We start from the raw sequence: 12,823 nt of genomic DNA on the forward strand, positions 1-12,823 counted from the left end.
AAGAGAGCCGCGAAAATGCCGTTTTATCTCCGCAACCAGGGCCCGCCCCGCCTTGATGGTTCATCATCCTTAACCTTTTGAGTTTATTCGGAAGCTGGCGGTTCCCTTAAGCCTCCGGTGCATCATGCGACCCCTGCTCGCACTCGTTTCCTGTGCCTCCCTCATCGCGGCATCCAGCGCATTCGCCGAGACCCGCGTTTTCATCATCGCCAACCAGGCCGACGGCTACGGCATCGACCAGTGCCTGGCCAAGGGCGAGAAATGCGGCGCGCAGGTCGCGCGCACCTACTGCCAGTCGCGGGATTTTGCCCAGGCCTCGGCCTACCGCCGGGTCGATCCCGACGAAATTACCGGCTCCGTCCCCAAATCCGGCGCAAACTGCTCCCATGGCCATTGCGACGAATATGTCGCAATCACCTGCCAGCGCTGAATTCCCTCGGAGCTGGCGGACCTTAGGCCCAATCTTTGGCCCCGGAAACGACGTGACGATGCCGCAGGAAGCGGCTATTGGAGGGCGCGCTTCGGCCTCCCAAATCACACTGGGCCGTGACCTCGCTAGAATGGCGGATATGCCTGAATTTCTGTCTCTGTCCCGTCCTCGCTTCATCTCCGCCTGCGCCGCGCTTCTGAGCACGTTCGTGCTTGCCACGGGCGCTCTTGCGCAGGCCGGCCCGCCCGGACCGGCGCCGGCCCAAAACGGGCTTGGGCCGAACCCGATGTGCGCGCGGCTGGAGGGACAACTCGCCGGGCTCGATCGCGGGGCGAGCGGCGATCCCGCGCGCGACGACCAGATCCGCCGCTATCAGGAGTCCCAGACCCGCCAGCAGGCCGAGCTCGACCGGGTCACCATGCAGGCCAAGCGCATGGGCTGCGATTCCTCCGGCTTCTTCTCGCTGTTCAACGGCCAGTCGGCGCAGTGCGGCCCGGTCAACACCCAGATCCAGCAGATGCGCGCCAATCTGGACCAGATCACCGGCAATCTCGAGCGCTTGCGCGGCGGCGGTCCCGGCGGTTTCAGCCCGGAGCGCGACAGCCAGCGCCGCTCGGTGCTGATGGCGCTCGCGCAGAACAATTGCGGCCCGCAATACGCCAACGCCGCGCAGTCGCAGGGCGGCAACTTCCTGACCAATTTGTTCGGCGGCAACAACGCCAATAATCCGCAAGGCGTCCCGCCCTCCGATCTCGGCCCGCAATCGGGCACCTATCGCACCGTGTGCGTGCGCAGCTGCGACGGCGCCTATTTCCCGGTCTCGTTTGCGACCGTGCCGGCGCGCTTCCCCGACGACGAGAAAACCTGCAAGGCGCTGTGCCCGGCGGCTGACGCCTCGCTCTACACCTATCGCAATCCCGGCGAGGACATGAACTCCGCGGTCTCCGTCAGCGGCCAGCCCTACTCGGCTTTGCCGACCGCCTTCAAATTCCGCAGCGAGTTCAATCCGTCGTGCTCCTGCAAGGCCGCGGGTCAGAGCTGGGCCGACGCGCTGAAATCGGTCGACGACAAGGCCGCCGCCGAGCAGCAGGGCGACATCATCGTCACCGAGGAGAGCGCCAAGAAGATGCAGCAGCGGCAGCTCACCAAGGGCGCGCCTGCGCCTGCCAATGCCAAGAAGGGCACGGCTCCGCCGCCAGCGACCGCCAACGCGCCGGCGGCAGCGCCGCCCGCGGATACCGGCCCCGCGACGTCGTCCTCGGAGAACAAGCCGATCCGCTCGGTCGGGCCGAGCTTCCTGCCGCAGCAGCAGAAGTAGCTCAGCCCTGCTCCACCGTCATGCCGCGCCGCTGACCGGGTCTCGCCACTACTCCTTGCCCTCGCGGCTCCACGGGAAGAGATTGGCCGGGAAATCCGCGGCATAGCGCTTGCCCTTCGGCGGGGGCGGCGGTTCGTCCGGCGGATTCGGATTCGGCTCGACCACTCTCCGATAAAGGTGCCAGGTGGCATGACCGAGCACCGGGAGGACGACAGCGAGACCGACGAAGAGCGGCAGCGAGCCGATCACGAGCAGCGCCGCGACGACCAGCCCCCACCCCGCCATCGGGACCGGATTGGCCGCCACCACCCGCAGCGATGTGCGGATCGCATCGATCGCCGTCGCATGCCGATCGAGCATCAACGGAAACGATACGACGCTGACGCACAGGGCCGCGACCGCAAACAGGAAGCCGACACCGCAACCGACAATGATGAGCGACCATCCTTCCGGCGTGCTCAGCACGCGGTTTGCGAAGTCAGGAATGCTTGCAGCCGCCGCGTGACCGAAGATGGTGACATAGATCGCGTTCGCGACGCCGATCCAGACCCCGAACAGGACAAGCAGGAGCACGCCGAGCTCGAGCATGGCGCCGAAGGACGGTGCGCGCAGCACCTTGATCGCATCCCATGCATCGACCTCCTCGCCGCGCTCGCGGCGACGGCTGAGTTCGTAGAGACCGATCGCGGCAAAGGGACCGATCAAGGCAAACCCGGCGGCCAGCGGAAACAGCAGCGGCAGGACCGAATGGCCGAGGACCATCCTGAACAGGACGAGACCGAGAACCGGATAGATCACGCAGACGACGATCGCGTGACTCGGCATCGCCTGGAAATCCTCCCAGCCCAGGCGCAGCACCTCTCTCAAATCGGACAAGCCGATCTTGCGAATGGGATAAGAGACCGCCTCACCGAACAGGTGCCGCTTTACGAGCTTGTCGGAATAAAGAGTGGCCATGCACACCCTCCTCTGCTGAAAGTCGCGGCGGAGAACGGCGCGCTTTCCGGCCACGCGTATCCGCCCTTGTGCGGGAGACGCGATCGAGCCGAGTACGGCAGTTCCAGGCTCAACGAGGAAGGAGCTTAGCCGGACGAAACCCGTCGCGACCTGCGCCCCAAGCTTAGCGCGCGCGACCTGGAATGACCAGCGCTCCCGGCTGGGTGAATTGTGCGTCGCATATTTTGTGCGATGCATCACATCGAGAATGCGCCTGACGCTCGCCTGCGTGCACGGCAGCATGGATCGCCCACACCAGCTAAGCGTGTTGACATGCTATTGACGCCGGGTTCGCGGGGGATCATTTTAAAAGCCTAGACGCCCGCAAGATTGGCGGCCGCGATCTTCTCTCGAATATCGCGACCGGTTGAATGGGCGAGGCAATAGGCGCGGCGATGGCATCGATGTCATCCTAGAAGAGTCCGCCATCGCGACACGTGAGCTCCGCCCTGGATTCGTATCCGCAGCCTTCGATGGCAAGGATGGATCAGGATGGCTGTCGCACTGATACTGCTTCTGGTCGCGATCGGCTCGGTGCTGTTTCACCTCTACAGCCCGTGGTGGTGGACGCCGATCGCCACCAACTGGGCCTATATCGACCACACCATCAACATCACGTTCTGGATCACCGGGTTCGTCTTCACCGCGGTCATCGCCTTCATGGCCTATTGCGTCTTCCGCTTCCACCACAAGGAGGGAAGACGGGCGGACTACAATCCCGAAAACAAGAAGCTTGAATGGTGGCTCAGTGTCGGGACCGGCATCGGCGTCGCCGCCATGCTCGCACCCGGCCTGATCGTCTGGCACCAGTTCGTGACGGTGCCTGCCGACGCCACCGAGGTCGAGGTCATGGGCCAGCAATGGCAATGGAGCTTCCGCCTCCCCGGCAAGGATGGCCGATTGGGCACGTCCGATGTCCGCAACATCAACCCCGACAACCCGATGGGCCTCAATCGCGACGACCGGCATGGGCAAGACGACCTCGTGATCGAAAACGGCGACCTGCACCTTCAAGTCGGAAAGCCGGTCAAGGTTCTGCTGCGCTCCGTCGACGTCCTGCACGATTTCTACGTGCCCGAATTCCGAGCCAAGATGGACATGGTTCCAGGCATGGTGACCTATTTCTGGATGACACCGATCYGAACCGGAACGTTCGATGTTCTCTGCGCGGAGCTCTGCGGCGCTGCTCACTATCAGATGCGGGCCAAGGTCATCGTCGACGAAGAGCGCGAGTATCACGCCTGGCTGGAGCAACAGAAGACGTTTGCGGAATTGTCAGGTCGAAGCGACGTTACGAAGGCGGCGTACAAGCCCGGCAGCGAGTAGGACTATGCCGCTCGAAGAAGGATTTGGCATGTAAGGCGCGTTCATCGCCGCCCGAGTGGAAACGACCGAGGAGGTAGTTCTATGGTCKACATTCCGTATGACAGGATCGCAGACATTCCGCCTGCCGAAGTCCCTGATGTCGAGCTCTACCATCCCAGGAGCTGGTGGACGCGGTACGTCTTTTCGCAGGACGCCAAGGTCATCGCCATCCAGTACTCGCTGACAGCCTCGGCCATCGGTCTCGTGGCCCTGGTTCTATCCTGGCTGATGCGACTGCAACTGGGATTTCCCGGCACCTTCTCCTTTATCGATGCCAACCAGTACCTCCAGTTCATCACCATGCATGGCATGATCATGGTGATCTACCTGCTGACGGCATTGTTTCTCGGAGGCTTCGGCAACTACCTGATCCCGCTGATGGTCGGTGCACGGGACATGGTCTTCCCCTATGTGAACATGCTGAGCTACTGGGTCTACCTGCTCGCGGTCCTAGTGCTGGCCTCGGCCTTCTTCGTGCCCGGCGGCCCCACCGGCGCCGGCTGGACGCTGTACCCGCCGCAAGCAATCCTCTCCGGAACGCCCGGGCAGGATTGGGGCATCGTCCTCATGCTGTCGTCCCTGATCCTGTTCATCATCGGCTTCACCATGGGCGGGCTCAATTACGTGGTAACCGTGCTGCAGGGCCGCACCCGCGGCATGACCCTGATGCGCCTCCCCTTGACGGTGTGGGGCATTTTCACCGCCACCGTCATGGCGCTGCTGGCATTTCCCGCGCTGTTCGTTGGCTCGGTGATGTTGCTGCTCGACCGTCTGCTGGGAACCAGCTTCTTCATGCCCACGCTCGTCGAGATGGGGCAGCTGAGCAAATATGGCGGTGGCAGCCCGCTCCTGTTCCAGCATTTGTTCTGGTTCTTCGGTCACCCCGAAGTCTACATCGTTGCCCTGCCTGCCTTCGGCATCGTCTCCGACCTGATCAGCACGCATGCGCGAAAGAACATTTTCGGTTATCGCATGATGGTATGGGCCATCGTGGCGATCGGGGCTCTCAGCTTCGTCGTGTGGGCACACCACATGTATGTGAGCGGCATGTACCCATATTTCGGATACTTCTTCGCCACGACGACGCTCATCATCGCCATCCCGACCGCCATCAAGGTCTACAACTGGGTGCTGACCCTGTGGCGTGGTGACATCCATCTCACGGTGCCGATGCTGTTCGCCCTCGGCTTCATCATCACCTTTGTGAACGGCGGGCTCACCGGCCTCTTCCTCGGCAACGTGGTCGTGGACGTGCCCCTGTCGGATACCATGTTCGTCGTCGCGCATTTCCACATGGTGATGGGCGTCGCGCCAATCATGGTGGTGCTGGGAGCGATCTATCACTGGTACCCGAAGGTCACGGGGCGAATGCTGAACGACGTGCTGGGCAAGTTTCACTTCTGGGTTACGTTCCTCGGCGCTTACCTGATCTTCTTTCCCATGCATTATCTCGGGCTGCTCGGAGTTCCGCGGCGGTACTTCGAACTCGGCGACACGTCGTTCATCCCGTCGTCGGCCCATTCGCTGAACGCCTTTATCACCGTGGTCGCCTTGACAGTGGGCTTCGCCCAGATGGTGTTCCTGTTCAATCTGGCCTGGAGCCTGTTCGGGGGTAAGCCCTCGGGCGGCAATCCGTGGCGGGCGACGTCGCTGGAGTGGCAGACACCGGAGACGCCGCCAGGGCACGGCAACTGGGGCAAGGAGCTTCCGGTGGTGTATCGCTGGGCCTATGATTACAGCGTCCCGGGCGCGGCGCAGGACTTCATTCCGCAGAACGTGCCGCCCGCGAGCACGGGGGCCGTTCAGGGAGCTGCTCCGTGAGCGCCATTGTCCTGTTCCTGGTTGTCATCGCGGTCATCGTCGGATGGTGGCTCTCGCAGCAACGGCTGACAGCCAAACCCTGGCTGGAGGAAGGTCCGGTCGGTGACTTCCCCGGCACGGACACAATGACCTGGCCGGCAGCGAAGGTCGGACTTGGCGTGTTTCTCGCTGTTGCCGGCTCGTTGTTCGCACTCGTCATCAGCGCCTACTCCATGCGCATGAACATGGTGGACTGGCGGACGATGCCGGTGCCGAAGCTGCTGTGGTTCAACACGGGCGTGCTGGTCCTGAGCAGCGTCGCCATGCAATGGGCGTACATGGCCGCGCGCCGGAGCGACATGGACGGCGTCATCGTCGGCCTGATCGTCGGCGGAGCGTCGGCGATCACGTTTCTCGCCGGACAGATCCTGGCGTGGCAACAATTGCGCGTCGCCGGATACTTCGTCGCGTCCAATCCGGCCAACTCCTTCTTCTACCTGATCACCGCCGTACACGGGCTGCATTTGACCGGTGGCCTGGTGGCCCTGGGCAGGACGACAGCCAAGGTATGGCAGCAAGGCGCAAGGACAAGCGAGGTGCGCCTGAGCGTCGAACTCTGCACCATCTACTGGCATTTCCTGCTGCTGGTATGGCTGGTCCTGCTCGGTCTCTTGACGGGCTGGACCGACGATTTCGTCGACATCTGTCGCCAATTGCTGAGCTAGGAAGGACGGGACGAGATGGCCGAGACCGCGCTGAGAGATACCGGACAAGTGCCTGCCCGGCTTGAAGGCTGGCCAGGCATCGCGGCCGACTGGGCGTCGGATCAGCGTGCCTTCAAGAACGTGTCCTGGGGCAAGGCCATGATGTGGATCTTCCTCCTCAGCGACACCTTCATCTTCAGCTGCTTCCTGCTCTCCTACATGACGGCACGCATGTCGACGACCGTGCCGTGGCCGAATCCCAGCGAAGTCTTCGCCCTCAACATCGGGGGCAACCACATCCCCCTGATCCTGATCGCCATCATGACCTTCGTCCTGATCAGCAGCAGCGGGACGATGGCGATGGCCGTCAATTTCGGCTACCGCCGGGATCGCGCGAGAACCGCAATCCTGATGCTGGTCACGGCGGCATTTGGCGCAACCTTCGTCAGCATGCAGGCGTTCGAATGGACCAAGCTGATCATGGAGGGCGTCCGTCCCTGGGGCAATCCGTGGGGCGCGGCGCAGTTCGGCTCAAGCTTCTTCATGATCACGGGTTTCCACGGCACTCACGTGACGATCGGCGTGATCTTCCTGATCGCGATCGCGCGCAAGGTCTGGCGGGGAGACTTCGATGTCGAGAGGCGTGGCTTTTTCACGAGCCGCAAGGGCTATTACGAGATCGTCGAGATCACCGGGCTGTACTGGCACTTCGTCGATCTCGTGTGGGTGTTCATCTTCGCATTTTTCTATCTTTGGTGAGGTCGGAGCATGGCAAACGCGGCAATACACATGGAAGGAAATCTCCACGCTCCGGCGTCTGGCGCAGTCGCTGCGGGAGCCGTGCACGCCAAGGGTCAGCAGCACCCGATCAAGCTCTATCTCGTGGTCTGGGGATGGTTGTTCGTCCTCAGCACCTGCTCTTACCTCGTCGACTACTTTGGCCTGCATGGCTATCTGAGGTGGTCGCTGATCCTGCTGTTCATGGTGTTGAAGGCCGGCCTGATCGTCGCCGTCTTCATGCACATGGCCTGGGAGCGGCTGGCCTTGGCCTATGCGATCCTGACACCGCCGATAGCGGTGATGGTATTTGTTGCGATCATGGTGCTCGAATCCGAGTACACGCACTTCCTGCGGGTGATGTTTTTCGCAACCCCGTCGTAGCGCTCATGTGAGTTCGCGCCTCGCCCCACTGTCATGCCCCGCCACCGGGTCTCGCCTCCGGCGAGCCCGATGACAGGCTCCGGCGGGGCATCCAGTACTCCGCGGCAGGAGTCGGCTTCTGCAACGTCCGCCGCGGAGTACTGGATCATCCGCCTGCCGCCTACGCTAAAGCTTCGGCGCTCCTGGACCTCAGCCCCGGCGAAGCCTTGGCGTAGCCGGGTCGCGGATGATGACAGATAGGTGTGTGGCAAGACCGCCCGTCTCTCTCCGGTGCTACCCCTCAAACGCGTCCGCAGATCGGCCGTTGCCGCGCGACACCAACGTGTCGTCCGGCGCGGGCAGCGGCTCGCCCTTGTCGCGAAAGCGGTTGGTGATGGGATAGCGGCGGTCGCGGCCGAAATTCCTGCGCGTCACCTTCACCCCGGGCGCGGCCTGGCGGCGCTTGTATTCGGCGACGTTGAGCAGATGGTCGATGCGCGCCACCGTCTCGCGGTCGAAGCCGGCGGCGATGATCTGGTCGAGCGGCTCCTCGCGCTCGATCAGCCGCTCGAGGATGGCATCGAGCACGTCATAGGGCGGCAATGAATCCTGATCGGCCTGGTTCTCGCGCAGCTCCGCCGTCGGCGGGCGCGTGATGATGTCGGGCGGGATGACCTCGCCCGCAGGCCCGAGCGCGCCGTCGGGCTTCCAGGCATTGCGCAGCGCCGCCAGCCGAAACACCTGGGTCTTGTAGATGTCCTTGATCGGGTTGAAGCCGCCGTTCATGTCGCCGTAGAGCGTGGCGTAGCCGACCGACATTTCCGACTTGTTGCCGGTGGTCATCACCATCAGGCCGGTCTTGTTGGAGATCGCCATCAGCAGCGTGCCGCGGGTGCGGGCCTGGAGATTTTCCTCGGTGATATCAGGCGGCAGGTTCTTGAAGATGCCCGAGAGGATGGTCTCGAACCCGTTGACCGCCTCGGCGATCGGCAGAACCTCGTAGCGGATACCCAAATGTCCGGCGAGTTCGCCGGCATCGGCGATCGAGTGTGGTGCGGTGTAGCGATAGGGCAGCATCACGCCGTGCACCTGGTCGGCGCCGAGCGCATCGACCGCGATCGCCGCGCACAGCGCGGAATCGATGCCGCCGGAGATGCCGAGCAGCACGCCGGGAAAGCCGTTCTTGGCGACGTAGTCGCGCAGGCCGAGCACGCAAGCGGCGTAATCGGCGTGGTCACCCTCGGGCTGCGTCGCGATCGGACCGGTGCAGCGCCAATCCTCGCCATTCCTGGCGAAGCGCAGCGTGGTGACGCTCTCCTCGAATGCCGGCAGCTGGGCTGCGAGCGAGAGATCGCCGTTGAGCGCGAAGGAGGCGCCGTCGAACACCAGTTCGTCCTGGCCGCCGACCTGGTTGAGATAGACCAGCGGCAGACCGCTTTCCGTGACGCGCGCGACCGCCACCGACAGGCGGACGTCGTTCTTGTCGCGGGCGTAAGGAGAGCCGTTCGGCACCAGAACGATCTCGGCACCGGTCTCGGCCAGCGTCTCGACCACGTTCTCGTAGTCCTCGGACTCTTCCAGCCAGATGTCCTCGCAGATCGGCACGCCGATGCGCACGCCGCGCACGGTGACCGGACCCGCAGCAGGTCCGCGCGCGAACAGCCGCTTCTCGTCGAACACGCCATAGTTCGGCAGGTTGCATTTGAAGCGCAACGCGGCGATGCGGCCGCCGTCGAGCAGCGCGCAGGCATTGTAGAGCCTGTCGTCCTCGACCCAGGGCGTGCCGACCAGCATGGCCGGCCCGCCATCGGCCGTCTCCCGCGCGAGGCCTTCGATCGCAGCGCGGCAGGCCGCCTGGAAGGAAGGTTTCTGCACGAGGTCTTCCGGCGGATAGCCGGCGATGAACAATTCCGGAAACAGCACGAGATCGGCGCCGTCGGCCTTGGCCCGCGCGCGCGCCGCGCGCGCCTTCGCGGCGTTGCCCTCGATGTCGCCCATGGTCGGATTGAGCTGGGCCAGCGTGACGGCGAATTCGTCGAGACGTTCGGTCATGGCCGGCCCCGTGTCCGATTTCAGTGGCTAGAGCAAGAATCCAAAGCGCGGCGAGCGCTTTAGAGAAAACCCAGTCGCTCGATGACGGCCAAGATCCAGAACGCACCGGCCATCAGGAGCGCGACGCCGACCGCCGCCGAGCCCATGTCCTTGACCCGTCCGATCTGCTTGTCGTGATCCAAGGTCAGGCGGTCGGCAAGCTTCTCGATCGCGGTGTTGAGCAGCTCGACCACCAGCACGAACGCAACGGCGCAGACCAGCTCGACCGCGCGGACTGCGGTCGAGCCGATGAACCAGGCCAGCGGCAGCGACAGCAGGAGCGCAACGATCTCCTCGCGGACGGCCTGCTCCGAGCGGAACGCAAAGGCGAGCCCGTTGCGGGAATTGATCGTGGCCTTCCAGATCCGCAGCAAGGTCTTAGAGCCCCGCGACGGCCGGCATCGGCCTCGCCTTGCCGGCGCGTTCCTGCTTCAGCAGTTCAGCCACCAGGAAAGCCATGTCGATGGACTGCTCGGCGTTGAGGCGGGGATCGCAGACCGTGTGATAGCGGTCGTTGAGATCCTCGTCCGTGATCGCGCGGGCGCCGCCGAGACACTCGGTGACGTCCTGGCCGGTCATCTCCAGATGCACGCCGCCGGCATGGGTGCCTTCGGCGGCGTGGATCGCGAAGAACGACTTCACCTCGGACAGGATGCGGTCGAACGGCCGCGTCTTGTAGCCCGACGTGGAGGTGATGGTGTTGCCGTGCATGGGATCGCACGACCAGACCACCACCCTGCCCTCGCGCTTCACGGTGCGGATCAGGTTCGGCAGGTGCTCGCCGACCTTGTCGGAGCCGAAGCGGCCGATCAGCGTCAGCCGGCCCGGCTCGTTGTCGGGATTGAGCACGTCGATCAGCTTCAAGAGCTCGTCGGCCTTCAACGACGGACCGCATTTCAGCCCGATCGGGTTCTTGATGCCGCGGAAATATTCGATATGGCCGTGGTCGAGCTGGCGGGTGCGGTCGCCGATCCAGATCATGTGGCCCGAGGTCGCGTACCAGTCGCCGGTGGTGGAATCGACGCGGGTCATGGCCTGCTCGTAGCCGAGCAGCAGCGCCTCGTGGCTGGTGTAGAAATCAGTGGAGCGCAGCTCGGGATGGGCCTCGAGATCGAGGCCGCAGGCCTGCATGAAGTTCAGCGCGTCCGAGATGCGGTCGGCCAGTTCCTTGTAGCGGCGGGACTGTGGGCTATCCTTCAGGAAGCCGAGCATCCACTGATGCACGCTGCCGAGATTGGCGTAGCCGCCGGTGGCGAAGGCGCGCAGCAGGTTCAGCGTCGCCGCCGACTGCCTATAGGCCATCAGCTGGCGCTGCGGATCCGGGACGCGCGCTTCCTTGGTGAAGGCGATGTCGTTGACGATGTCGCCGCGATAGCTCGGCAGCTCGACGCCATTGATCTTTTCGGTCGGCGAGGAGCGCGGCTTGGCGAACTGGCCGGCGATGCGGCCGACCTTCACCACGGGGACTGCGCCGGCATAGGTCAGCACCACCGCCATCTGGAGCAGCACGCGGAAGAAGTCGCGGATGTTGTTGGCGCCGTGCTCGGCAAAGCTCTCGGCGCAGTCGCCGCCCTGGAGCAGGAAGGCCTCGCCGGCCGCAACCCGCGCCAGCGACTTCTTCAGATTGCGCGCCTCGCCCGCGAACACCAGCGGCGGAAAGGTCGCAAGCTGCGCCTCGACGTCGGCCAGGGCCTTGGCGTCGGGATAATCGGGCACCTGTAGCACCGGCTTGCTGCGCCAGGACTCGGGCGTCCACCGCTCAGACATCGCAATCTCTCCGTGAAGCAAAAAGCACAACCTGATCTGTGGGTTGCGAGGGCCGCCTTATACACAGGCTGGCCCCCGCCCGCCAGTTGTAAATCCATTTCGCACTGCAAACCCTTGCGGGCAAAGCCGAATTCGCATTTGCTGGAAGCCAGAGGAAACTCAGGCCAGGACAGCTTCTACCCATGGACGCGGCGCGCGACGACGTTTTCATCGACGAGATCAGCTTCCCGGCGACCGACGGGTATGCGCTGACCGGCACGCTGTTCCTGCCGCGCGGCACCAAGCGCCACGCCGTCCTGATCAATTCGGCAACCGCCGTGCCGCGAAAAATCTATCGCGGCTTTGCCTCCTATCTCGCCCATCGCGGCTGCGCGGTCCTGACCTACGACTATCGCGGCATCGGCGACTCCCGGCAGCCGGCGATGGTCGGCTACAACCAGCCGAAATCGCTGGTCGGCTTCAAGGCCTCGATGTCGGATTGGGCGGCGCTGGACGTCACCGCCGCGGTGCGCTGGATGCGCGAGCGGTACGACACCCTGCCGCTCGCCTATGTCGGCCATTCCTTCGGCGGCCAGGCGCTGGGGCTGCTGGCGAACAACACCGAGATCTCCCGCGCCATACTGCTGGCCTCGCAGGCCGCGACCTGGCGGCTGATGACATCGCCGGAAAAATATCGCGTCTACGCTTTCATGAATTTTATCGGCGTGCCGCTGGCCCACACGCTCGGCTACGCGCCGGGCTGGGCCGGCATTGGCGAGGATCTGCCCAAGGGCGTCTTCCTGCAATGGGCCGAGTGGGTGTCCAGCCCGCGCTATCTGTTCGATTCCAAGCTGCCGGCGCTGGAGAATTTTGCAAACTTCAAGGGCGAGCTGCGCGCGCTGTGCTTCTCCGACGATCCCTGGGCGACGCGACCGGCGGTCGAGCTGCTCGTGAGCGGATTCACCGCGATCAAGCCGGAGGTGCTGACGGTGAAGCCATCCGAAATCGGCGCCAAGGCGATCGGCCATTTCGGCTTCTTCCGCCCCGACCACCGCGACACGCTCTGGCGCGGCGTGGCGGAATGGATCCAGGGGGAGTAGGAGAACGACGTTCGCCACAACCTCGATGTCGTCCCGGCGAAGGCCGGGACCCATACCGCGGAATCTGTCGATTGCGTGAGGTAGAAGTACCGAACGACGAGTCTTCGCCAAACTGCTCCCTGTGGTTATGGGT

Annotated in this window: 12 protein-coding genes; 8 read left to right on the forward strand and 4 right to left on the reverse strand. The window is 63.9% G+C overall.

Annotated features, from left to right (window positions below; genetic code table 11):
* Positions 1-124 precede the first annotated feature (124 nt).
* A complete protein-coding gene (locus ACXJL8_RS02910; RefSeq protein WP_456623039.1) occupies positions 125-430 on the forward strand; it encodes a hypothetical protein in 306 nt (101 codons plus the stop codon).
* Positions 431-560: 130 nt separating this feature from the next.
* Positions 561-1,748, forward strand: a complete 1,188-nt coding sequence (locus ACXJL8_RS02915; RefSeq protein ID WP_456684612.1) for a DUF2865 domain-containing protein — start codon at positions 561-563, stop codon at positions 1,746-1,748.
* 48 nt (positions 1,749-1,796) lie between these two features.
* Here the strand turns inward: ACXJL8_RS02915 and ACXJL8_RS02920 are convergent, their stop codons facing one another.
* On the reverse strand, positions 1,797-2,705 hold the full coding sequence (locus tag ACXJL8_RS02920) for a DUF2189 domain-containing protein (RefSeq protein WP_456623041.1): 909 nt from the start codon (positions 2,703-2,705) through the stop codon (positions 1,797-1,799).
* A gap of 531 nt (positions 2,706-3,236) precedes the next feature.
* On the opposite strand from ACXJL8_RS02920, the gene ACXJL8_RS02925 reads away from it, so the two are divergent.
* The 5 genes from ACXJL8_RS02925 (at position 3,237) to ACXJL8_RS02945 (ending at position 7,774) form a co-directional block, all read left to right on the forward strand.
* On the forward strand, positions 3,237-4,070 hold the full coding sequence (locus ACXJL8_RS02925) for a cytochrome c oxidase subunit II (RefSeq protein WP_456684613.1): 834 nt from the start codon (positions 3,237-3,239) through the stop codon (positions 4,068-4,070).
* Between the two features lie 81 nt (positions 4,071-4,151).
* A complete protein-coding gene (locus ACXJL8_RS02930; RefSeq protein ID WP_456684614.1) occupies positions 4,152-5,930 on the forward strand; it encodes a cbb3-type cytochrome c oxidase subunit I in 1,779 nt (592 codons plus the stop codon).
* Positions 5,927-6,634, forward strand: a complete 708-nt coding sequence (locus ACXJL8_RS02935) for a cytochrome c oxidase subunit 3 (protein ID WP_456623044.1) — start codon at positions 5,927-5,929, stop codon at positions 6,632-6,634. The genes ACXJL8_RS02930 and ACXJL8_RS02935 overlap by 4 nt, the downstream gene beginning before the upstream one ends.
* Positions 6,635-6,649: 15 nt before the next feature.
* The gene (locus ACXJL8_RS02940; protein ID WP_456623045.1) at positions 6,650-7,372 is read left to right on the forward strand and encodes a heme-copper oxidase subunit III family protein; all 723 of its coding nucleotides are present in this window, start codon (positions 6,650-6,652) and stop codon (positions 7,370-7,372) included.
* 9 nt (positions 7,373-7,381) lie between these two features.
* A complete protein-coding gene (locus ACXJL8_RS02945) occupies positions 7,382-7,774 on the forward strand; it encodes a cytochrome C oxidase subunit IV family protein (protein WP_456623046.1) in 393 nt (130 codons plus the stop codon).
* 273 nt (positions 7,775-8,047) lie between these two features.
* Here ACXJL8_RS02945 and ACXJL8_RS02950 read toward each other — a convergent pair whose 3' ends face one another.
* The 3 genes from ACXJL8_RS02950 to ACXJL8_RS02960 are packed head-to-tail and all read right to left on the reverse strand — an operon-like array spanning position 8,048 to position 11,611.
* Positions 8,048-9,805: an NAD+ synthase gene (locus tag ACXJL8_RS02950; protein ID WP_456623047.1), complete on the reverse strand. Its 1,758-nt coding sequence runs from the start codon at positions 9,803-9,805 to the stop codon at positions 8,048-8,050.
* A gap of 59 nt (positions 9,806-9,864) precedes the next feature.
* The gene (locus tag ACXJL8_RS02955) at positions 9,865-10,218 is read right to left on the reverse strand and encodes a diacylglycerol kinase (RefSeq protein WP_456623048.1); all 354 of its coding nucleotides are present in this window, start codon (positions 10,216-10,218) and stop codon (positions 9,865-9,867) included.
* Between the two features lie 4 nt (positions 10,219-10,222).
* Entirely contained in the window at positions 10,223-11,611 is a 1,389-nt protein-coding gene (locus tag ACXJL8_RS02960) for a class II 3-deoxy-7-phosphoheptulonate synthase (RefSeq protein WP_456623049.1), read from the reverse strand.
* A gap of 182 nt (positions 11,612-11,793) precedes the next feature.
* Here ACXJL8_RS02960 and ACXJL8_RS02965 point away from each other — a divergent pair, with 182 nt between their 5' ends.
* On the forward strand, positions 11,794-12,690 hold the full coding sequence (locus tag ACXJL8_RS02965; protein WP_456623050.1) for an alpha/beta hydrolase family protein: 897 nt from the start codon (positions 11,794-11,796) through the stop codon (positions 12,688-12,690).
* Positions 12,691-12,823: the final 133 nt, after the last annotated feature.

The organism is Bradyrhizobium sp. P5_C11_2 (genome assembly GCF_054049755.1).

Bases quoted from the DNA above. Each gene is read 5' to 3' on its own strand.
- ACXJL8_RS02910 (WP_456623039.1), top strand. From the start codon at position 125: ATGCGACCCCTGCTCGCACTCGTTTCCTGTGCCTCCCTCATCGCGGCA.
- ACXJL8_RS02915 (WP_456684612.1), top strand. From the start codon at position 561: ATGGCGGATATGCCTGAATTTCTGTCTCTGTCCCGTCCTCGCTTCATC.
- ACXJL8_RS02920 (WP_456623041.1), bottom strand. From the start codon at position 2,705: ATGGCCACTCTTTATTCCGACAAGCTCGTAAAGCGGCACCTGTTCGGT.
- ACXJL8_RS02940 (WP_456623045.1), top strand. From the start codon at position 6,650: ATGGCCGAGACCGCGCTGAGAGATACCGGACAAGTGCCTGCCCGGCTT.
- ACXJL8_RS02945 (WP_456623046.1), top strand. From the start codon at position 7,382: ATGGCAAACGCGGCAATACACATGGAAGGAAATCTCCACGCTCCGGCG.
- ACXJL8_RS02950 (WP_456623047.1), bottom strand. From the start codon at position 9,805: ATGACCGAACGTCTCGACGAATTCGCCGTCACGCTGGCCCAGCTCAAT.
- ACXJL8_RS02960 (WP_456623049.1), bottom strand. From the start codon at position 11,611: ATGTCTGAGCGGTGGACGCCCGAGTCCTGGCGCAGCAAGCCGGTGCTA.
- ACXJL8_RS02965 (WP_456623050.1), top strand. From the start codon at position 11,794: ATGGACGCGGCGCGCGACGACGTTTTCATCGACGAGATCAGCTTCCCG.